Genomic DNA, 24,835 nt, shown 5'->3' on the forward strand with positions numbered 1-24,835 from the left:
TTAGGACAGCCTAACCTCATTTGAGAAGGCTTCGTGCAGTGCCGTCTCGATCACTTCCTGCGCCCGGGCGGAGAATCCGAGCAGCGACACCAGGCCGGCCTCGGCCCAACCGTGCACGCGGACCACGGCGCGGTACTGGTGCTCGAGACCCTCGCGCAACTGGGGGCCGTCGCCGTGGAGCCGGGTGACCAGCACCGGCGGCAGCGGCATCTTGCGCAGGGCCCGACGTCCGGCGCGGTTGTGGAAGCGCAGCAGCGGGTACTGCTCCGGCCGCAACGCATCGTCCGTCGTCGCGACGCCCGCCGGGCTGGTGGCGGTGAAGGGGCCCACCAGAGCCGGTACCGCGCCCGTCAGGCGCACTTCCGTGTCGTACGTGAGCTCCGGTGCGTATTTCCGCCCGTACTCGGCCAGGGCGGCATACACCCGCTCCAGCACCTGATCGACCGGGCGCGGGGCTGCGAGTTCGATCTGCGCGAACCCGGCGGCGTCCCAGGTGTCCGGGAACTCACTGCCGGCCGGCTTGAGTCGCTGGACCCATGCGGCCGTGGCGCCCGCATCCTCCTGCTCCCCGGCCGCGTCGATCTCGTGAAGCGCGGTCGCCAGCGAGATCTCCGGACTCCCGCTGCCAAGAGCCTGTCCCAGCTGCGTGATCAGGGTGTGGACGCCGAGGCGGTCCGCCGCCGCGGCATGGACGGCCAGGACCAGGGTGGTCGCGTCCTGGCCGGGTACGGCGACCAGCGCCACGGGTAGCCCTTGTTCGACGTGGATCTGCTGCAGGGCCAGCGAGCGGGCCTCGGCCTCGGACTCGCCCGCCACGAACTGAGCGGCAGGATCGGCGAAACCAACGGGCATGATCTCGGACAGCCACAGCCGCTTGTTCATGGTCGAGACCCGCAGCCGCAGGGCATCGACGGCCGCCACCAACTCGACGAAGGCCGACCGGATCTGCGCGGACGGTACCGCCGGAACCGTCAGGCACTCGGTGTAGACCCACGCGTCCGGCGCCTCCCCCGACTCGCGCAGTCTTTCCAGCACGGTCGAGGGCGGAAGCGTCACCGGTTCCTGCACCACCGCAGCGGCCTGCTCCTGCAGCACCTCGTCGTGCAGCCGGGCCAGGTGCTCGATCGTGCGCAGTTCGAACATGTTCCGCACCGAGACGGACAGGTCCCGCCGGATGGCCTGAGCCACTACCCGGGCCGCGAGGATGCTGTCACCGCCCAGCCGGAAGAAGTCGTCCTCGACCGAGACCGCGGTGCCCTCCGGCAACCGCAGGACGTCGGAGAAGATGCCGGCCAGAGCGAGTTCGGTCTCGGACGCCGGGGCCCGGCCCGCACCGCCGGCCGCGGCCAGGTCCGGCACCGGCAGGGCCCGACGGTCGAGCTTGCCGTTCACCGTGACCGGGAACGCGTCCAGGGGCAGGAACACGGCCGGGACCATGTAGTCCGGCAACATCCCGGTGGCGTGCGTCCGCACCGCCTCGAGGTCGGAGACAGCGCCGGTGAGGTACGCCGCCAGGTACTTCCCGCCCGCCGGATGATCGAAAGCCAGCACAGCGGCCGCGCTCACGTCCGGGTGCGACTCCAGCACGTTGCGGATCTCGTCCAGCTCGATCCGGAAACCGCGCACCTTCACCTGGTCGTCGGCCCGGCCCAGGTACTCGAGCTGGCCGTCGTCGCTCCAGCGCACCAGGTCGCCCGTGCGGTACAGGCGCCCGCCGTCGGCGCTGAACGGGTCGGCCACGAACCGCTGGGCGCTCAGACCGGCCCGGCCGACATAGCCGTCCGCAATCTGCGCCCCGCCCAGGTAGAGCTCTCCGACCACACCAGGACCGACCGGCCGCAGCCACGAGTCCAGCACCATGACGGACGTGTTCCACACCGGGCGGCCGATCGGCACCGTCTCGGCATCCGGTTTCAGGCCGGTCAACGCGAAACCGACCGTCTCCACCGCAGCTTCGGTGGGTCCGTAGGTGTTCCAGACGTTGACGCCCGAACCGTCCAGGCTGCGGGCCAGGCCGGTGGGCAGGACATCGGCTCCCAGTGAGAGATGCCGCAGCCGTGAGGCCGCCGGGTCGAACCCGGCTGCGGTGATCGCCTGGAACACCACCGGGACGAACTCCGCGAAGCCGATCGGCTCCGAACCCAGGATGCCGGCCAGGTACTCGACGTCCTTGTCACCGCCGGCGCGGATCAGCCTCACGCTCGCGCCGACCGTCAACGGCCAGAAGAACTCCGGCACCGACACGTCGAAACCGGCAGAGCTCTTCTGCAGCAAACAGTCCCCCGCCTGCAGCGGGAACACGCCCTGGCGCCAGGCGATCAGGTTCACGATCGCCCGATGGCTGACCGCCACCCCCTTGGGCCGGCCCGTCGTGCCGGACGTGAAGATCACGTAGGCGGTGTCCAGCTCCGACACCACACGTGACAACACCGGGACCTCAGCGGTCCCCGAAACGACCTGGACGACGTCCTCAATCAAAAGGACCGGGGTGGCATCCTCGACAATGGCCGCAACCCGCTCGGCCGGGTACTCCGGGTCGATGGGCACATAGGCGGCACCCGCTCGCAGCACCGCCGCGAGCGTCACCACCAGATCGACCGAGCGGGGCAACCTGACCGCCACCCGGTCGCCCACCTGGACGCCGCGATCCATCAGCACCCGGGCCACCGCGTTCACCCGGGCGTCGAACTCCGCGTAGGTCAGCTCGTTGCCCTGGTCGTCGACCACCGCAGTGCCGGCCGGAGTCGCCTCAACCTGCCTGCGCACCAACGCATCCAGCGTCAGGGCGGGCACAGCCACCTCAGGCCCGGACTGCCACCCGAGCACATCGGCCCGGTCGCGCTCGGGCAGGAGCACCAGGTCCGAGACGCGCTGCCCCGGATCCGCCGCGATCCCCTGCAGCACAGCCGTGAACACGTCGACGAACCGGTCCAGCGTGGCCCGGCCGAACACGTCCGGGCGGTACTCCAGAGCGAGGTCGAGTCCGGCCGCCTCCGGGCCGGGGTTGACCGCGAGAGTGAGCGGGTAGTGCGTGGAGTCGCGCCCCGACAGCTCGCCGATGCGCAGCCCGGCCCGCTCCTGCGCCTGCTCCAGCTGCTCCTCGTCGTAGGGGTAGTTCTCGTACACCACCAGGGTGTCGAACAGCTGGTCGTGGCCGGTGAGCCGGTGCAGCTCGGTCAGCGGCGTGTGGTGCTGCTCCAGCAGCCGCGTCTGGCGGTCCTGGACCTGACGCAGCAGCTCACCCAGCGTCGGATTGCCGGCCAGGCCGACCGGCACCGGGATGGTGTTGATGAACAGGCCCACGGTGTCTTCCACACCGGGCACGTCGGCCGGCCGGCCGGACACGGTGACGCCGAAGACCACGGTGTCCTGGCCGGTGAACGCGTTCAGGAAGACCGCCCAGGCGGCCTGGACGAGAGAGCTCACGGTGGCCCCGGCGTCCTTTGCGGTCGCACTCAATGCCGCCGTGGTGGCCGGGTCGAGGGCGAAGGACACCTCCTCGGGGAAGACCGAGACGTCCTGAGGTGCGTCCGGGGCCAAGAACGTGGGTTCTTCCACGTCCGCCAGCTCCTGGGCCCAGACTCGAGCCGACGCCTGCCGGTCTCGCGAGCCCAGCCAGGCCAGGAACCGCGCGTAGGCGGGATCGGGCTCCACCCGGGCCCCGGGGTCCTGGTAGGAGTCGACCAGGACCTCCACCAGCCGCGGGATCGACCACCCGTCCACCAGGGCGTGGTGGATCGTCCAGATCAGCGCCTGCCGCCCGGGAGCCGTGGTGACCAGGCTGACCCGCATCAACGGCGCTGCCGCCAGGTCGACCGGCCGGGCCCGGTCACGGTCGGCGACACTCTCGACGCCTTCGCCGGGTGCGCTCACGACGTCGAGTTCGAGGTGCACGGCGGCCGGGACGACGGCCACGAACTCACCCGAGCCGGCTGCGACCATGGCGGCCCTCAGGTTCGGGAACCGCACCAGCACCCGGTCCAGAGCCTGCTGCAGGCGGGCCGGGTCGACCTCACCATCGATCTGCAGCACGGTCTGGGTGACGTACACGTCGACCGCATCACCGCCGAGCAGGGACTCGAACACCAGGCCCTGCTGCAGCGGGGTCAGCGGCTGAACGTCGGTCAGCTCCCCGTAACGGGCCTCCCACTCATCGATATCCCCCTGGCTGAGGCCGGTCAGCGTGAGGTCAGAGGGCGAGCGTCGCACCCGGGTACTGCTGAGCGCGTGGTCACGCAGCCCGGCCAGCGCCTGAGACCAGAGCTCGGCCAGTTCCTGCACGTCCGCCTCGTCCACGATGCCGGTCGCGAACTCGAAGGACCCGTCCAGAACCAGGCCGTCGGCACCGGGGACCGCCGCGACGTTGATGTCGATGACGGCGGGCAGTGGCAGTTCCGGCGCGGTGTAGCCGCCGAATCCGACGTCTTCCCAGTCCTTCTCCTCGGCAGATCCGCTCCCGAACTGGCCGAGGTAGTTGAAGGCGATCTGCGGAACATTGCCGTGTACCTCGGGCAGCAGACCGTAGCCGATGCCTCGGTCGGGCACCTGGCGCAGCTGCTCCTTGACCCGTAGCACCGCATCTGCAACCCGTGTCGGATCAACGTCTTCCAGATCCAGGGCGACCGGGTACCAAGACGTGAACCAGCCCACGGAGCGCGAAAGATCGCTGCCCGGGACCAGTGCCTGCTCGCGCCCGTGGCCTTCCAGTCCGATCAGGGCCCGGCGGTGCTCGACGCCTCGTCGGGCTCGCCACGCCGCGACCGCGATCGCCAGGGCCCCGAGCAGCACATCGTTGACCTCGGCCGACAGCACATGCGGAACCTGGGTCAGAACGGCCTGTGTCACATCGTCCGGCACCGAGACCCGCACGGTCCCAGCCGTGGCCACGGTGTCCTGCGGGCTGATCGGCCGGGACCCGATCAGCGGTTCCTCCCCCGAGACGACGGCCGTCCAGAACTCGGCCTGTCCGGCGACGTCCCGGGCGAGCGTTCTCAACGCATGCGACCAGGTGGCCAGGCCCGTTCCGGCTGGCCACATGGGCTCGTTCGTGCGGCCCGTCTCGAGTTCCCAAGCGTGGCGCAAGTCTTCACCGAGCACCCGTCCGGAGACCCCGTCCGCGACCAGGTGGTGCACCACCAGCAGCAGCCGATCGCCGAACCAAGCCACCCGCCAGAGCACGCCGGCCTGAACGTCCAGTTGCTCGGCCAGTTCCCGGGTCACCGAGTCGATTGAGGACGTCTGCCCGCGGGTAAGGCGCTCAGCAACACCTTCGGGGTTGCTGGGTTGCGTCTCGAACCGCCACTGCCCGTCCACCTTGACCAGTCGCCCGCCCAGTGCCGGATGGTTGGCCACCACCCGCTGGAGCACCCGGACGAGCACGTCCTCGCTCAGCCCGACCGGCGTCACCCAGGTGAACGACTGCGAGAACGACCCGAAGCCGGGCTGGTCCACCCAGCGCTCCGCGATCGGCAACAGCTGCGCCCCGGACACCTCCGCGAGCGCCGCCTGAGGCTCGGCGTCGGTATTCCGCTGCTCGACCAGCCGGGCCAGCGCTCCGATGGTTCGGGCGGTGAACACCTCCGCCGGCGTCAGCGAAAGCCCCTGTCGCCTGGCCGCGGACACCACCTGAATGGACAGGATGCTGTCCCCGCCCAGCCGGAAGAAGTCGTCGTCCACCGACAGCGTGGTGCCTTCGGGCAGTCGCAGGACGTCGGCGAAGACCTGGGCCAGAACGCTTTCGGTAGCAGTGGACGCCACTCGGCCGGTCCCGCCGGAGGTGCCCAACTGGGGTGCGGGCAGGGCACGACGGTCGAGCTTTCCGTTGACCGTGGTCGGCAGCGTGTCCAGCACCGTGAACGCGGTCGGGACCATGTAGTCCGGCAACCGTTGAGCCGAATACTCCCTGACCTCGTCGACCGAGCCGCTCGTGGTCAGGTACGCGGCCAGGAACTTCCCGCCCGCGGGGTGCTCGAGCGCCACGACGGCTGCGGCCTTCACCTGGGGGTGGGATTCGAGGACGTTGCGGATCTCGTCGAGCTCGATGCGGAAGCCGCGGATCTTGACCTGATCGTCCGCCCGGCCGAGGTATTCGAGCTCTCCTCGCCCGTTCCAGCGCACAAGGTCACCTGTGCGATACAGCCGAGTTCCGTCCTCAGCCGCCACAAAACGAGACGCGGTCAGAGCAGGCTGGCCCAGATAGCCGTGGGCAAGCTGGACACCACCGAGATAGAGCTCCCCCACCACACCAGGCCCGACCGGGCGCAGCCACGAATCCAGAACCACCGTGGTGGTGTTCAGCACCGGACGGCCAATCGGCACCACGGCCGTGTCACATGAACCAACCGGCTGCGCCGTGACGTCAACAGCGGCTTCGGTGGGCCCGTACAGGTTGTGCAGACTGGCGTTACTGAACAAGGCATCCGCCTGAAGTGCCGCCGCAGCCGGCAGGGCTTCACCCGAGAAGAACACCTGCCGCAGCGAGGTCAGCCTGGAAGGATCAGGGTCGGAGGCCAGGAACGCGGCCAGCATGGAGGGCACGAAGTGCGCCACGCTCACCCGCTGAGCCTCGATCACCTCCGCCAGGTAGACCGGGTCCTTGTGCCCACCATCACGCGCCACCACCACGGTGGCGCCGGTGATCAGGGGCAGGAAGAACTCCCACACCGAAACATCGAACCCGTCCGGGGTCTTTTGCAGGATCCGGTCAGAGGCGGTGATCTGGTAGTTGTCCCGCATCCACAGCAGCCGGTTCACGATGGCTTCGTGGCTGACCGCGACGCCCTTGGGCCGGCCCGTGGTGCCCGAGGTGAAGATGACGTAGGCGGTGTCAGAGCCAATTAAAGGACGATTGACAACACCGGTTTCGGTGTCGGGAAGCTCTGCGTCCACCCGCAGCACGGGCACTTCAGCGTCGTACGCCCGGTCCGTGACCAGCAGGCTCGGTGTGGCATCGACCAGGATCGCCGCCACTCGCTCGGCTGGGTACTCCGGGTCGATCGGCACATAGGCAGCCCCTGCCCGCAGAACCGCCGCCAAAGTGACCACCAGATCGCCCGAGCGCGGCAACAACACCGCAACCCGGTCCCCAGTCCGAACACCACCGGCAATCATGACCACGGCCAAAGCATTCACCCGACCGTCGAACTCGGCGTACGAGAGCTCGACACCCAGGTCGTCCACCAGAGCCGTGCCAGCCGGCGTAGCCGCCACCTGAGCCCGCAGCAGGTCGTCCAGAGTCACCCCGGGAACGTCCGCGGTCCTACCCGCCTGCCAGCCCACGACATGCGCCTGATCCTCGGCGGGCAGCAGGTCCAGGTCGGCGAGCCGCTGGTCCGGGGTCTCGGCGATGGCGGTGAGGACGGTGGTGAGGACCTGGGTGAAACGGTGGGCGGTGCTGTGGTCGAGGACGTCGGTGGCGTAGCTGACCAGGCCCTGGAGCTGAACGGTGTCGTCCTCCAGGTACAGGTCGAGGTCGGTCTTGACCGCTGCCAGGGTCTCCTCGGCCGGCACCACGGTGACGCCGGGCAGGTCGAGGCCCTGGCCCGGTTCCTCGACGTAGTGGGTGAGCATGATCTGGAACAGGGGGTTGCGGTTGGCCGCCCGCTCCGCCGCGGCGGCCTTGGCGATCTCCTCGAACGGCGCGCCCTGATGAGCCAGCCCGTCCAGAACCGTCTGCCGGGTGAGGCGCAGCAGGTCGCTCATCGTGTGCGCCGGATCCAGGTGGTGGCGGAAGGGCAGGGTGTTGACGAAGTACCCGACCATCTCCTCCAGCCCGTCCTGGGTACGTCCGCCGACCGGAGAGCCGATCACCACGTCGTCCCCGGCCCCCAGGACCGAGGCGGTGACGGCGGTGGCCGCCTGGGCGATTACGAACATGGAGACGCCCTGGTCGGCCGCCACCCGACGCAGGCCGGCGACCGTGTCGGCGTTCACGGTGAAGGCCAGGTCCACGCCGTGGTGGCTCGGGGTCGTCGGGCGGGCCCGGTCCAGGGTGATCGTGGACTCCGCCGGGGCATCGGCCAGGACCTCCCGCCAGTAGCCCAGATCGCCGGCCAGCAACGACTGCGGGTCGTCCGGGTTGCCGAGGACGGTCCGCTGCCAGAGCGCGTAGTCGGCGTACTGCACGGACAACGGCTCCCAGCCCGGCGCCTGCCCAGCCACGCGCGAGCGGTAGGCGCTGGCCAGGTCACCGAGCAGAGACGGGAACGACCACTCGTCCACCGCGTGGTGATGCGCCGCCAGCACGAAAACCCACTCAGCGATGTCCACCCGCAGCAATGAAGCCCGCACCGGCAGGTCCACGGCGAGGTCGAACCGGCGCTGCACGACCTCGGCCACCCGCGTGGGCACGGCCTCGGCCGGAACGTCCGCTTCGATCACGAAGGGCAGGTCTGCGACGGCCCGCTCGGCGGGGACGACGATCTGGTGCAGTTCGCCCTCGTCCTCGACGATGAGCGTCCTCAGCGATTCGTGACGCACCACCACGTCCGCGACCGCATTTCGCAGAGCGTCCTGGTCCAGCTCGCCGGTCAGCCGGAGCACGGTCGGCACCACGTAACGGCCGCCGGGCCCGCCCAGCTGCTCGATCAGCCACAGCGACTGCTGCCCGTAGGAGACCGGGATCCGTTCGGGCCGGGTCAGCTCGCCCACTCGCGGCCCGTCCGGCCTCTGGACGGCCTGACGCTCATCCACGATGGCCGCCAGAGCGGCGACGGTGGGGGCCTCGAACACTTCGCGCAGGGTCAGCGCGCTACCGAGCAGGGAGTTGGCCCGGGCCACGACCCGGGTGGCCAGGAGCGAGTGACCACCTAGGCGGAAGAAGTCGTCCTCCACCGAGAACTCGGCCTCGGCCGGCAACTGCAGGACGTCAGTGAAGACTTCCGCGAGCGCACTCTCGGTCGGTGTGGCGGCGGCGCGGCCCGGACCTGAGGTCAGCTCCGGCAGCGGCAGGGCCCGGCGGTCGAGTTTGCCGTTCACGGTGACCGGGAAGGCGTCCAGGGCGATGAAGGCCGTGGGCACCATGTACTCCGGCAGGATGCTCACGGCGTGGGCACGCAGGGCATCGACGTCGGGGGCAGCACTGGTGGGGCCGGTGACGTAAGCAGCCAGATACTTGCCACCCGCCGGGTGGTCGAACGCCAACACCGCAGCCGCGCTCACGTCCGGGTGCGACTCCAGCACGTTGCGGATCTCGTCCAGCTCGATCCGGAAACCGCGCACCTTCACCTGGTCGTCGGCCCGGCCCAGGTACTCCAGCTGGCCGTCCTCGCTCCAGCGCACCACGTCACCCGTGCGATAGAGGCGGGAGCCGTTCTCCCCAGCGACGAAACGAGCCGCGGTCAGGGCAGGTTGACCCACATACCCGTCCGCGACCTGCACGCCACCGAGGTAGAGCTCCCCCACCACACCCGGTCCCACCGGACGCAGCCAGGAATCCAGCACCACCACATTCGTGTTCCACACCGGACGACCGATCGGAACCGTGTCCGCATCCGGACCCAGACCCTCCAGCGCGAAACCGACGGTCTCCACAGCTGCTTCGGTGGGACCGTACGTGTTCCACACGTTGATGCCCGAACCGTCCAGGTCCTTCGCCAGACCGGTCGGCAGAACATCGGCACCCAACGAAAGATGCCGCAACCGCGACACCTTCGGATCAAAGCCGGTCGCAGTAATGGCCTGGAACACCACCGGCACGAACTCAGCGAACCCGATCGGCTCCGAGGCCAGGATACCGGCCAGATACTCGACGTCCTTGTCCCCTCCGGAACGGATCAGCCTCACACTCGCGCCGACCGTCAACGGCCAGAAGAACTCCGGCACCGACACATCGAAACCGGCAGAGCTCTTCTGCAGCAACCGGTCGCCGGGTTCGAGCGGGAACACCCCTTGACGCCAAGCGATCAGATTAACGATCGCGCGGTGGCTGACCGCCACACCCTTTGGCCGCCCCGTCGTACCCGACGTGAAAATGACGTACGCCGTGTCGTGTTCCGAGACCGGGCGCGACAGCACCGGCGCTTCAGCCGTCCCCACGGCGTCGATCACTTCGTCGACGAACAGGGCCGGGGCAGCGTCCGCCAGGATCGCGGCCACCCGCTCGGCCGGGTACTCGGGGTCGATGGGCACGTAGGCGGCGCCGGCCCGCAGCACGGCCGCCAGCGTGATCACCAGGTCGACCGAGCGCGGCAACTTGACCGCTACCCGGTCCCCCACCCGAACACCCTGGTCCACGAGTACCTGGGCGACCGCGTTCACCCGGGAATCGAAGTCCGTGTACGACAGCTGGTGGCCGGCGTCGTCAATCAAAGCAGGGACGAACGGGGTCGCCTCGGTCTGTCGGCGCACCAGCGCATCCAGCGTCAGGGAGGAGACGTTCCCGGCCTGGCCGACCTGCCATCTGCTCACCCTGGTCCGGTCGAGCTCAGGAACGAGGGACAGACCCGACACCACCTGCTGCGGGTCGGTCGCGATGGCTTCGAGGACGGCGGTGAACACCTGGATGAAGCGGTCCACCTTGGCCCGGTCGAGGATCTCGGTGGCGTAGGTGAGGAACCCGGCCAGGCCGTCGGGAGTGTCGGCCAGGCTGAGGTCGAGGTCGGTCTTGGCCGCGGCCAAGGTGTCGGGCAGCGGCGTCGCGGAGACGCCGGGCAGCGAGAGCGTCTGCCCAGGCTCGTCGACGTAGTGGGTGAGCATGATCTGGAACAGCGGGTTACGGTTCGCCGCCCGCTCGACCCCGGCCACCCGGGCGATCTCCTCGAACGGCGCGCCCTGGTGGGCGAACCCGTCCAGCACGGTCTGCCGGGTGGCCTGTAGCAGCTCCGCCAACGTGTCCGCGGGGTTCAGGCGGTGGCGGAAGGGCAACGTGTTGACGAAGTATCCGACCAGGTCCTCGAGGCCGTCCTCAGTGCGTCCACCGAGCGGCGAGCCGATCACCACGTCGTCTCCGGCCCCCAGCACCGAAGCCGCGAGCGCGGTCGCGGCCTGGGCGACCATGAACATGGACACACCGTGGTGGTCAGCCACCCGTCGCAGACCGGCAACCGTGTCCGCGGGCACGGTGAAGTTCAGATCCACGCCGTGATGGGTCGGGTCACCCGGACGGGCTCGGTCCAGGGTGATCGTCGATTCCTGGGGTGCGTCGGCCAGAACCTCTCGCCAGTAGGCGAGGTCCTGTCCCAGCATGCTGTGGGCGTCGTCGCCGGACCCGAGAACTTCGCGCTGCCAGAGCGCGTAGTCGGCGTACTGCACCGGCAGCGGGGCCCAGTGCGGCCGCTCGCCGTCCACCCGAGCCCGGTAGGCGGTGGCGAGATCCCCCAGCAGCGACGGGAACGACCACTCGTCCACGGCATGGTGATGCGCGGCCAGCACGAAGATCCACTCGGCTGGAGCCACCCGCAGCAGGCCTGCGCGGATGGGCAGGTCCCGGCCGAGGTCGAACCCACGCTGCACGAGGTCGTCCACGGTTGCGGGCTTGTGCTCCGCAGCCGTAGAGACCTCTAGTGCGGCCAGGGCCTGGTCGACGGGCAGCACAACCTGGTGCAGTCCCTGGTGGTCCTCGACGAGGAGCGTGCGCAGCGCCTCGTGCCGGGCCACCACATCGCCGACCGCGTCCACCAGAGCGTCCTGGTTCAGGTCACCGGTCAGGCGCAGCACAGTCGGCACGATGTACCGCCCACCCGGCCCGCCCATCTGCTCGATCAGCCAGAGCGACTGCTGGCCGTACGACAGCGGAAGCACCTCAGGACGAGCCAGGTCTCCCACCCGGGGAAGCTGGACCTCCTGAGGACGCCCGGCGACCGAGGCGGCCAGCCCGGCAACGGTCGGGACCTCGAACACCTCACGCAGGGTCAAGGCCGAGCCGAGCTGAGCGTTGGTGCGGGCCATCAGGCGGGTGGCCAGCAGCGAGTGCCCGCCCAACCGGAAGAAGTCGTCGTCGGCAGAGACCGGGCCGTCGAGGTTCAGAACCTCGGTGAAGATCTCGGCCACGGCAACCTCGGCCGGCGTGGCTGGGGCGCGACCTGCTTCGGACGCCGAGGCCAGGTCCGGAACCGGCAGGGCGCGACGGTCCAGCTTGCCGTTCACCGTGAGGGGGAACGCGTCGAGCACGATGAACGTGGTCGGCACCATGTACTCGGGCAGCCGTTCGCCCGCGTACTCCCGCAACTGCGGCACCGGCGCACTGGCCGTGAGGTAGGCGGCCAGGTACTTGCCGCCCGCCGGATGGTCGAACGCCAGCACCGCGGCCGCGGTCACGTCCGGGTGCGACTCCAGCACGTTGCGGATCTCGTCCAGCTCGATCCGGAAGCCCCGGACCTTGACCTGGTCGTCGGCCCGGCCCAGGTACTCCAGCTGCCCGTCCTCGCTCCACCGCACCAGGTCCCCCGTGCGATAGAGGCGAGCACCATCGTCCGCAAACGGGTTGGCCACGAAGCGCTGAGCCGTCAGGGCCGCCTGCCCCAGATAACCGTCCGCGACCTGGACACCACCGAGGTAGAGCTCCCCCACCACACCCGGTCCCACCGGACGCAGCCAGGAATCCAGCACCACCACGTCCGTGTTCCACAACGGACGACCGATCGGGACCGTGTCCGCATCCGGTCCCAGGTTTTTCAGTTCGAAGCCCACCGTTTCCACGGCGGCTTCGGTCGGGCCGTAGGTGTTCCAGACGTTGATGCCCGAGCCTTCGAGGTCCTTCGCCAGACCCGTCGGCAGAACATCGGCACCCAGCGAAAGATGCCTTAGTTGCGACACCTTCGGATCAAAGCCGGTCGCAGTGATGGCCTGGAAGACCACCGGAACGAACTCAGCAAACCCGATGGGCTCCGAGGCCAGGATGCCGGCCAGATACTCGACGTCCTTGTCCCCTCCGGAACGGATCAGCCGGGTAGCGGCGCCCACGGTCAGCGGCCAGAAGAATTCCGGCACCGACACATCGAAACCGGCAGAGCTCTTCTGCAGCAACCGGTCACCCGCCTCAAGCGGGAACACCCCCTGACGCCAAGCAATCAGGTTAACGATCGCCCGATGACTGACCGCCACACCCTTCGGCCGCCCCGTCGTCCCCGACGTAAAAATGACGTACGCCGTGTCGTTTTCCGAGACCGGGCGCGACAAGAGCGGCTTATCAGCCGGTGCCAGCTCACCGTCCAGCCGCAGCACACTCGTTGCCCCGGTGACCACAGACTCAGGCGTCGTGATCAACAGACTGGGTGAAGCGTCCTCAATGATCGCCGTGATGCGTTCAGCCGGATAGTCCGGATCGATCGGGACGTATGCCGCCCCCGCCCGCAACACAGCGGCCAAAGACACCACCAGGTCAGACGACCGAGGCAACAGCACCGCGACCCGGTCGCCCACCTGCACACCACGCTCGACCAGAACGCCGGCCAGAGAATTCACCCGAGCGTCGAACTGCACGTACGTCAGCTCCGCGCCCTCAGCATCCACCAACGCCGTCGCGTCCGGCGTCTGCTCGGCCTGCGCCCGTACCAGAGCATCCAGTGTCATGGCCGGGAGCGGGACCTCTGATCCCGCCTGCCATTGCGCCACGGCTGCCTGGTCGGGCTCCGGAAGCGCCTGCAGCGCAGAGACCTGCTGCTGCGGGTCCGTCGCGATCCCGTCCAGGACGGCTGTGAGCACAGCGACGAACCGGTCCACCATCGTCCGGTCGAGGATCTCGGTGGCGTAGGTCAGGAAGCCCTCGATGCCTTCCTCGGTGTCCACCAGGCTCAGGTCGAGGTCGGTCTTGGCTGCGGCCAGTTCGCCGTCCACCGGGGTGACGTCGACCCCGGGCAGGGCCAGCCCCTGCCCGGGCTTGCCGGTGTAGTGGGTGAGCATGATCTGGAACAGCGGGTTGCGGTTGGCTGCCCGCTCGACCCCGGCCACCCGGGCGATCTCCTCGAACGGCGCGCTCTGATGGGCAAACCCTTCCAGCACCGTTTGTTTGGTGGACTCCAGCAGCTCGGCCCAGGTCTGCGCCGGATCCAGCAGGTGGCGGAAGGGCAGGGTGTTGACGAAGTACCCGACCACGTCTTCCAGCCCGTCCTGCGTGCGTCCACCGATCGGCGAACCGATGACGACGTCGTCGCCCGCTCCCAGGACGGAGGCGGCCACCGCGGTCGCGGCCTGGGCGATCACGAACATGGTCACGCCCTGCTCGGCCGCCACCCGGCGCAGCCCGCGGGCGGTTTCGGGGTCGACGTCGAACGTCAGGTCCAGGCCGTGATGGCTCGGTTCGGCCGGACGGGCCCGGCCCAGGGAAATGGTGGACTCGGCCGGAGCGTTGGCCAGGACGTCACGCCAGTAGCCCAGGTCAACGCCGAGCGCACTATTGGCGTCCTCAGGGTCACCCAGGGCCGCACGCTGCCAGACCGCGTAGTCGGCGTACTGCACGGGAAGAGGTGCCCAATGCGGGCGTTCGCCCTCCACCCGGGCGGTGTAAGCGGTGGCCAGATCACCGAGCAGCGCCGGGAACGACCACTCGTCCACGGCGTGGTGATGCACCGCCAGCACGAAGACCCACTCAGCCGGGGCCACCCGGAACAGGCCGGCCCGGACCGGCAGGTGTGCGGCCAGGTCGAACCGGCGCTGCAGCAGCTCCGCCACCGCCTGATCGCCGTAAGCCCCCGTGACCACGTTCAGAACGGCTTGCTCCGGGGCGAGCACAACCTGACTCAACCGGCCCTCTTGCTCGACCAGAAGCGTCCTCAAAGCTTCGTGCCGCCCGACCACGTCCTGGACGGCGTCGATGAGCGCCTTCTCGTCCAGGGCGCCGGACAGGCGCAGCACGGTCGGCACCACATAACGACCGCCGGGACCGCCGAGTTGCTCGATCAGCCAAAGGGACTGCTGGCCGTACGAAACCGGTAGCACTTCCGGGCGAGGCAGGTCTCCAAGCTTGGGCGTCGCCGGCTGTGCAGCAGCATCGCCGAGAGCCGCGAGCGCGGCAATGGTGGGCGCCTCGAACACGTCCCGCAGGGTCAGCGCCGCGCCCAGCACGGCGTTCGCCCGAGCCACCACGCGGGTGGCCAGCAGGGAATGACCGCCGAGGCGGAAGAAGTCGTCGTCGACCGACGGAGCCTCGGGCAACTGCAGGACGTCGGTGAAGATCTCGGCCAGCGCCGTCTCGCTCGCCGTGGCCGGGGCTCGCCCTTCGCCCGCACCGGCGGCCAGTTCGGGCAGTGGCAGCGCGCGGCGGTCCAGCTTGCCGTTCACGGTGACCGGGAACGCGTCCAGCACCATGAAGGCGCTCGGAACCATGTACTCGGGCAGCCTGGTGGCCGCGAACTCCCTCAGCTGCTCCACGGGAGAGCTGGTGGTGACGTAGGCGGCCAGGTACTTGCCGCCCGCGGGGTGGTCGAACGCCAGCACCGCGGCCGCGGTCACGTCCGGGTGCGACTCCAGCACGTTGCGGATCTCGTCCAGCTCGATCCGGAAACCGCGCACCTTCACCTGGTCGTCGGCCCGGCCCAGGTACTCGAGCTGACCGTCGTGACTCCAGCGCACCACGTCGCCGGTGCGGTAGAGGCGGGTGCCGTTCTCGCCAGCGATGAAACGAGCCGCGGTCAGGGCAGGCTGGCCGACGTAGCCGTCGGCGATCTGAACCCCGCCGAGGTACAGCTCACCGATCACGCCGGGCCCGACCGGGCGCAGCCAGGAGTCCAGGACGAGCACGTCGGTGTTCCACACCGGGCGACCGATCGGGACCGTGTCGGCGTCGGGACCCAGGTCCTTCAGCGCGAAAGCTACGGTTTCGACCGCGGCTTCGGTAGGTCCGTAGGTGTTCCAGACGTTGATGTCCGAGCCTTCGAGGTCCTTCGCCAGACCCGTCGGCAGAACATCGGCACCCAGCGAAAGATGCCTTAGTTGCGACACCTTAGGGTCGAAGCCGGTGGCGGTGATGGCCTGGAACACCACCGGCACGAACTCCACGAATCCGATCGGCTCCGAGGCCAGGATGCCGGCCAGGTACTCGACGTCCTTGTCCCCACCCGGACGGATCAGACGGGTAGCGACACCCACGGTCAGCGGCCAGAAGAACTCCGGCACCGACACGTCAAACCCGGCAGAGCTCTTCTGCAACAAACGATCGCCGGGTTCGAGCGGGAACACCCCCTGACGCCAAGCGATCAAGTTCACGATCGCCCGATGACTGACCGCCACACCCTTCGGACGGCCCGTCGTCCCCGAGGTGAAGATGACGTACGCCGTGTCGCTTTCCGAGACCGGGCGCGACAAGACCGGCGCATCAGCCGACTCCAGCTCACCATCCAGCCGCAACACACTCGTCGCACCCGTGACCACAGACTCAGGCGTCGTGATCAACAGACTGGGTGAGGCGTCCTCAATGATTGCCATGATGCGTCCACCCGGATAGTCCGGATCGATCGGGACGTATGCCGCCCCCGCCCGCAACACAGCAGCCAAAGACACCACCAGATCGGACGACCGAGGCAACAGCACCGCGACCCGGTCGCCCACACTGACGCCCCGCCGGACGAGCACGGCGGCCAGAGAATTCACGCGAGCGTCGAACTGCGCGTACGTCAGCTCCGCGCCGTCAGCATCCACCAACGCCGTCGCGTCCGGCGTCTGCTCGGTCTGGCGCTGCACCAGTGCATCCAGCGTCGCCGCCGGGACCGGGATCACCGGCCCAGCCTGCCATTGCGCCACCGCCTTCCGGTCTTGCGCCGAGAGCAGCAGCGATTCAGAGATCTGCTGCTGCGCGTCGGTGGCGATGGCCTGCAGAACGGCGGTGAAGACCTCGACGAACCGGTCAACCATCACCCGGTCGAGGACCTCGGTGGAGTACGTCAGGAACCCGTCGAGGCCCTGCGTGGCGTCGGCCAGGTTCAGATCGATGTCGCACTTCGCGGCCGAGACGTTCCCATCCACAGGGATCGCCGTGATCCCGGGAAGCGACAGACCTCTGGCCTGCTCCCCCACGTAGTGAGTGAGCATGATCTGGAACAGCGGGTTACGGTTGGCCGCCCGCTCGACCCCGGCCGCCTTCGTGATCTCCTCGAACGGCGCGCTCTGGTGGGCGAACCCGTCCAGCACCGCCTGCCGGGTGACCTGCAGCAGATCAGCGAAGGTGTGGGCGGGGTCGAGGTGATGCCGGAAGGGCAGGGTGTTGACGAAGTACCCGACCAGATCTTCCAGACCGTCCTGCGTACGCCCACCGATCGGCGAGCCGATCACCACGTCGTCACCGGCCCCCAGTACCGACGCCGCCACCGCCGTCGCGGCCTGGGCGATCATGAACATCGAGACGCCCTGCTCGGCCGCCACCTTGCGCAGCCCTCGGGCGACCTCCGCGTCCACGCCGAACGCCAGCGCAGCGCCGTGATGCGTCGGGTTGCTGGGACGCGGCCGGTCCAGCGTAATCGTTGACTCCGGTGGTGCCTCCGCCAAAACGCGGCGCCAGTAGTCCAGATCGCGGGCCAGAAGGGAATCCGGGTCCCCCGCAACGCCCAGTACGTCACGCTGCCAGATCGCGTAGTCCGCGTACTGCACCGGCAGCGGCGTCCACTCCGGAGCCTGCCCGGCAATCCGGGCCCGGTAGGCCGTGGACAGATCACCCAGCAACGACGGGAAGGACCACTCGTCCACCGCATGGTGATGTACGGCCAACACGAAAAGCCGTTCACCCGATGGCATACGGAACAGACCGGCACGCACCGGCGTTTCGGTGGCCAGGTCGAACCGGCACTGCAGCAGGTCCGTCACGGCCTGATCGCTGTGTTCGGCGACCTCGGGCTCCAGCACTGCCTGACCAGGCGCCAGGACCACCTGGCGCAGCTCCCCGCCTTCCTCCACCAGAAGCGTCCGTAGGGCTTCGTGGCGGTCGATCACGTCCTGCAGGGCGTGAAAAAGCGCCGTATCATTGAGCTCACCGCTCAGACGCAGCAGCATCGGCACCACATACCGGCCCCCCGGCCCGCCGAGCTGCTCGATCAGCCACAGCGACTGCTGACCGTACGACGCAGGCACCCGATCCGGCCGGGCCCGGCCTCCCAGCCTCACCGTGCCGGTGGGCGTGTGCTGACCGACAACTCGGGCCAGCGCGGCCACCGTCGGCGCCTCGAAGAGCTCCCGCAGGGTCAGCGTGGTGCCCAGTGCAGCGTTGACGCGCGCCACGACCCGAGTGGCCAGGAGGGAGTGGCCGCCAAGGTGGAAGAAGTCGTCGTCGATCGAGATGTTGCTGTCGAGTTTGAGGACGTCGGTGAAGATCTGGGCGAGGGCGGTTTCAGTTGCTGTGGTCGGGGTCCGACTGTTCCCGGTGCTGGCGGTGAGATCGGGAGCGGGGAGGGCGCGGCGGTCGAGTTTGCCGTTGGGGGTGATGGGCAGGGTGTCGAGGGTGACGAACGCGGTGGGGACCATGTAGTCGGGTAGGCGTTCGGCGGTGTATTGGCGGATGTTGTCGGTGGTGAGGTTTACGGTGGTTGTCAGGTAGGCGGTGAGGTAGTGGCCGCCGGCGGGGTGTTCGTGGGCGAGGACTGCTGCTGCGTGGATCTGGGGGTGGGTTTGGAGGGTGGTGCGGATGTCGTCGAGTTCGATGCGGAAGCCGCGGATTTTGATTTGGTCGTCGGTGCGGCCGTGGTATTCGAGTTGGCCGTGGTGGTTGTAGCGGGCTAGGTCGCCGGTGCGGTAGAGGCGGGTGCCGTTGTTGGTGGCGATGAAGCGGGTGGCGGTGAGGGCGGGCTGGTGGTGGTAGCCGTTGGCGGTTTGGGTTCCGCCGAGGTAGAGCTCGCCGATGATGCCGGGGGGTACGGGGCGTAGCCAGGTGTCGAGGATGGTGGCGGTGGTGTTGGCGACGGGGCGGCCGATCACGCTGGCAGCGGGGTTCGCGGTGTGGCTGGCAGCGGTGCCAGCTGCGAGGTTGTCGCCCGGGCCGTCGGTGGCGAGGTTGGCGGTGGGGTTGTTGCCCGGGCTGTTGGTGGCGAGGTCGGCAACGGGGTTGCGGCCTTGGCTGTTGGCGAGTGCGTCCGTGTGTGTGCCGACGTGCGTGCCGACGTGCGTGCCGACGTGCGTGCCGGTGGGGCTGCCTGCCGAATTGCCGGCCGAATTGCTGGCGGGTCCGTGGGTGCTGGTGGTGGCGTCGCCGGTGATTTCGGTGCTGCCGTAGTAGTTGTGGATGTGCGCCTGGGGGGCCAGGTGGCGCATGGTGGCGGCGAGGTGGGGGGTGAGGGTTTCGCCGGAAGAGGTCCAGTGCTTCAGGCTGCCCAGATTGCCTGCACCGTCAAGGTCCTGGCCGTTGGTTCCGTCCTCGAGGGTCTGCTTCTCGAGGGTCTGCTCGTTGAGGGTCTGCTCGTTGAGGGTTTGGGCGAGGCTGGGCACGGTGAGCAGGTGGGTGACCTGGTGCTCGCGGATGGTGCGGGCGAGGGCATGGGCATCGCGGGCTTGGGGGTCGGGGACCACGACGACGGTCGCACCTGCGGCCAGGGGTGCGAGGAGTTCGGTGGTGGCGTCGACGAAGCCGGTGCCGCTCTTGGCGATGGTGGTGGCGGTGTGGTCGAGGTGCTGGTGCTGGATGTGCCAGTGCAGGCGGTTGATCAGGGCTTGGTGGTTGACGGCGACGCCCTTGGGGCGGCCGGTGGTTCCGGAGGTGTAGATCAGGTAGGCGATGTCCTGGCCCGTTACCGGGCGTGCGAGTACCGGGAGGCCGGAGTCGGCGCTGGTATCCGGGCCAGTCCCCGATACCGCCCCGGTCGAGCCAGCACCGGCGTCCGAACCAGCACCAAGCCCCAAGCCAGCACCGGCCTCCGAACCAGCCACATCACCGGCGTCCAGCAACAGAACCGGCTGGCTGGGCAGGGATGCCGCGGTCTCGGCCAGTTCGGTGTTGGTGATGAGCAGGGCCGGCTGGGCGTCCTGGAGGGTGGTGGTGATGCGCTGCTGGGGGTACGCGGGGTCGAGCGGGACGTACGCTGCGCCTGCTCGCAGCACGGCGGCCAGGCTGACCGCCAGGTCCGGGGTACGCGGCAGGAGGACGGCTACTCGATCCCCCACGTTCACGCCGCGCTCGACCAGAAGGCCGGCCAGAGCGTTGGCCCGGGCGTCGAACTCCGCGTACGTCAGGCGTTCGCCAGCTTCGCTCCCGGCCTCGCTCCCGGCCTGGATCAGAGCGGTCTGGGCGGGGTGGGCGACGGCCTGGGCGTGGAGCCATGCATTGAGGGTGGTGTGGGGCAGTTCGGCGTGGGGGCCGGTGGACCAGGTGCGGAGGTGGTCCAGGTCGGCGTCCGACAGCAGCCGGAGGTCGGCCAGGGGCAGCTCCAGGCCGGTCGCGATGGCGTCGAAGGCTGCGGTCAGGGTCTGGGCGAAGCGGCGGGCGGTGTCGTCGTCCAGGACGTCCGTGGCGTAGGTCAGGAAGCCCTGGAGCTGGACAGAGTCGTCCTCCAGATAGAGGTCGATGTCTGTCTTGGCCGCGGCGATGCTTCCTTCCTCCGTCACCACCGTGACGCCGGGAAGGGTCAGTCCCTTCGCCTGCTCCACGTAGTGAGTGAGCATGATCTGGAACAGCGGGTTACGGTTCGCTGCCCGCTCGACCCCGGCGGCCTTGGCGATCTCCTCGAACGGCGCCGCCTGGTGGGCGAACCCGTCGAGCACGGTCTGCCGGGTGGTCTGCAGCAGGTCCGCCAGCGTGTCCGCGGGGTTGAGGCGGTGGCGGAAGGGCAGCGTGTTGACGAAGTACCCGACCAGGTCTTCCAGGCCGTCCTCGGTCCGCCCACCGATGGGCGAGCCGATCACCACGTCGTCACCAGCCCCCAGCACCGAGGCCGCGAGCGCCGTGGCCGCCTGGGCGATCATGAACATCGACACGCCCTGAGCGGCAGCGACCCGCCGCAGGCCGTCGACCGTGACGGCGTCCACGGTGAAACTGAGGTCGACGCCGTGATGCGTCGGGTGGTTCGGGCGGGCCCGGTCCAGGGTGATCGTCGATTCCTGCGGGGCGTCAGCCAGAACCTCTCGCCAGTAGGCAAGGTCCTGCCCCAGCAACGAATCGGCGTCATCACCGGAACCCAGCACCTCACGCTGCCACAGCGCGTAATCCGCGTACTGCACCGGCAGCGGAACCCAGTGCGGCCTCTCACCCTCCACCCGAGCCCGGTAGGCCGTGGTGAGATCCCCCAGCAACGACGGGAACGACCACTCGTCCACCGCGTGGTGATGCGCCGCCAGCACGTAAACCCACTCGGCTGAGTCCACCCGCAGCAGGCCGGCCCGGATCGGAAGATCCTTCGCCAGATCGAAGGTGCGCCGAAGGATCCCGGCGACCCAGGCGTCCATTGTTCTGGTTCTGTGGTCTTCGTTCTCGATGTTCAGGTCGGCATTGAGCGGGTTCAGGGCACGGGCCGCCTGTTCCGGCGACAGGACGACCTGACGCAGGCTGCCCTCGTCCTCGACCAGAAGCGTGCGCAGGGCCTCGTGCCGCGCAACCACGTCCTGCACAGCGTCGAGCAGGGCGGCCTGGTCGAGATCCCCCGACAGACGCAGGACCAGCGGGACGACGTACCGGCCCCCGGGCCCGCCCAGCTGTTCGATCAGCCAAAGCGACTGCTGCCCATAGGACGCCGGCAGCACTTCCGGGCGCGGCAGTTCCCCCAGCCGCAATGTCGCTTCGCCCGAAACACTTCGGCGCTTCTCGACGACCCGGGCCAGGGCGGCCACGGTGGAGGCCTCGAACACCTCTCGCAGCGTCAGATCGACGCCCAGCCGGGCATTTACCCGAGCAACCACGCGGGTGGCGAGCAGCGAGTGCCCACCGAGGGCGAAGAAGTCGTCGTCGACCGAAAGCGACAACTCCTGGTCACTCGAGCCTTCGTGCAGGTGAAGGACATCCGTGAAGATCTCCGCCAGGGCCGTCTCGACCGGGGTCTCCGGCGCCCGCCCGGCCCCCGTCGCTGTTCCCAGGTCGGGGGTCGGGAGAGCGCGGCGGTCAAGCTTTCCGTTGACCGTGGTCGGCAGCGAGTCCAGCACCGTGAACACCGTCGGGACCATGTAGTCCGGCAACCGCCGAGCCGAATACTCCCTTACCTCGTCGACCGACCCACTCGTGGTCAGGTACGCAGCCAGGAACTTCCCGCCCGCCGGATGATCGAAAGCCACCACCGCAGCGGCCTTCACCTGCGGATGCGACTCCAGAACATTACGGATCTCGTCCAACTCGATGCGGAAGCCGCGAATCTTGACCTGATCGTCCGCCCGGCCCAGGTATTCGAGCTCACCTTCGGCATTCCACCGCACAAGGTCACCCGTGCGGTACAGCCGCGTTCCGCCCTCAGCCGCCACAAAACGAGACGCGGTCAGAGCAGGCTGACCCAGATAGCCGTGGGCAAGCTGGACACCACCGAGATAGAGCTCCCCCACCACACCAGGCCCGACGGGACGCAGCCACGAATCCAACACCACCGTCGTGGTATTCAGCACCGGACGACCGATCGGGACCACGGCCGTGTCACCCGAACCAACCGGCTGGGCGGTGACGTCGACAGCGGCTTCGGTCGGCCCGTACAGGTTATGCAGACTGGCGTTAGCGAACAGGCGGTCAGCCTCCAGCGCGGCCACAGCCGGCAAGGCCTCACCCGAGAAGAACACCCGCCGCAACGAAGTCAGCCTGGAAGGATCAGGATTCGAGGCCAGGAACGCAGTCAGCATCGACGGCACAAAGTGCGCCACACTCACCCGCTGAGCCTCGATCACCTCCGCCAGGTACACCGGGTCCTTGTGCCCACCATCCCGCGCCACCACTACCGTGGCGCCGGTGATCAAGGGCAGGAAGAACTCCCACACCGAGACGTCGAACCCGTCGGGAGTTTTCTGCAGGATCCGGTCAGCCGCCGTGATCTGGTAGTCGTCCCGCATCCACACCAACCGGTTCACGATCGCTTCGTGGCTGACCGCGACACCCTTGGGCCGGCCCGTGGTGCCCGAGGTGAAGATGACGTAGGCGGTGTCAGAACCAATCAAAGGACGATTGACAGCACCGGTTTCGGTGTCGGGAAGCTCTGCGTCCAGCCGCAGGACCGGCACTTCAGCGTCGTACGTCCGGTCGGTGACCAGCAGGCTCGGTGTGGCATCGGCCAGGATCGCCGCCACACGCTCAGTCGGGTACTCCGGATCGATCGGCACATAGGCAGCCCCCGCCCGCAACACCGCCGCCAGAGCGACCACCAGATCGCCCGACCGCGGCAACAACACCGCAACCCGGTCCCCAGTCCGAACACCACCGGCGACCATGACCGCGGCCAAAGCATTCACCCGGCCGTCGAACTCAGCATACGAGAGCTCGACACCCAGATCGTCCACCAGAGCCGTGCCCGCCGGCGTCGCCGCCACCTGAGCCCGCACCAGATCGTCCAGCGTGACATCGGGAAGGTCGGCCGTCGGACCACCCTGCCAGCCGGCCACAGCCGCCCGGTCGCGCTCGGACAGCACGTCCAGGTGAGCCACCGGCTGTGCCGAGTCCTGACTGACCAACTGGGTCAGGAACTCAGTGAAGTCAGCGAGGTAGCTGCGAACCGACTCACGCGAGAAGGCCGGGTCGCTCGAGGCGAGGTCCAGGCGGAAGCCGTGCACCGCATCCCGGTAGACCATCAGGTCCAACCGCCCCACCGGACCGTTGGCGATCGTCTCCTGCCGGCCCATCACCGCACCGAACTGGTACTGGTAGTCGAACGCCTTGAAGTTCAGCTGCGGCAGCGCATAGAAGTCCTCCACACCACCGGGCCACAGCCGCGCCAACTCCTCCTCCGCCGCCACCCAATGACGTACGACCTCGCGAGAGGCCTCGCGCACACTGGTCACGAATTTGGCCACAGATTGCGACAGTTCGGGCTGCAGCACCGTCGGCGCCGACCCGACCAACATGGCCGGGGTGGTCAGGGCCAACCTGCCCTGCCGGTTCATCTGGGGCAGGCGCACCGCGAACGCTTCTCGTCCGTCGCGCGCCGAGGTGAACAGCCCCCATCCGGCCAGCACCACGTCCGACCAGGACACCTTGGCCGACCGGGCCAACACGTCGATCCGCCCTGCGACCTCGTCTTCCAGCACTACCCCGGCGCGGGCCTGCGTCAGCCGGAATCGCGCAGCCGAGCCCTCGGCACTCTCCGACTGCGCCCCACCGGCATCCACGGCCTGCTCGAACCGGTTGCGCCAGAACTCCGACCGCGCGGGATCGCCAGCCGGCTGGTCCGCGAGTCCGGCGTACTCGCCGAACCACCGCTCGGGAACCGGGCGCTGCTCGACCAGGGCTGAGTACACCTCAGCCACCCGCCGGGTGAACAACCCCAGCCCGTAGGCGTCGAAGAACAGGTGATGAACCACGAACTCCCAGGCCCAGCCGCCCTCTGTTCGCGGATGGAGCACAGACCCGGCAGTGAACCGCGCTTCCTGGCCACCCAGCGAACGGCAACGATCCACCGCAGCGGCGCGTACAGCGTCATCAATCAGCGGGGTTCCCGACACCTGGACCCACGGCGCCTCGCCCACCGCCTGGAGCACCGGTTGGCCGTCGGCATCGTGGCGCACCCGCATCCGAAGGACGTCGGCCTCCGCGCCGGCCGTGGTCAGCGCCTGCTCGAGCAGTTCGAGGTCGATCTCACCGTCGAACCACACGATCTGCGAGATCAGGAAGGCGTCGGCCTGCGGAGCCATCTCCTCCGCCGCCCACACTCCTAACTGAGCAGGAACAAGATGCACAGAACCAGTGGCCACCATCACTCCAGGTAAGTAAGCTTCGCCTAACCTAACTAGGAAGATCGGGTGTCGACAAGCCCACCCCGGGTCGAGGGCGCCACCTGCCCCGAACCGGCCCTGCCCGCGATCGAAGGAG

1 protein-coding gene is annotated in these 24,835 nt (G+C 68.7%); it reads right to left on the reverse strand.

Translation table 11 applies throughout. The features are described from left to right. Positions 1-24,720 carry a non-ribosomal peptide synthase/polyketide synthase gene (locus tag QSK18_RS10460; protein ID WP_285618228.1) on the reverse strand — a complete coding sequence of 8,240 codons (24,720 nt, stop codon included), beginning with the start codon at positions 24,718-24,720 and terminating at the stop codon, positions 1-3. Positions 24,721-24,835: the final 115 nt, after the last annotated feature.

It is taken from the genome of Kineosporia sp. NBRC 101677, from assembly GCF_030269265.1.
Taxonomy (GTDB): domain Bacteria; phylum Actinomycetota; class Actinomycetes; order Actinomycetales; family Kineosporiaceae; genus Kineosporia; species Kineosporia rhizophila.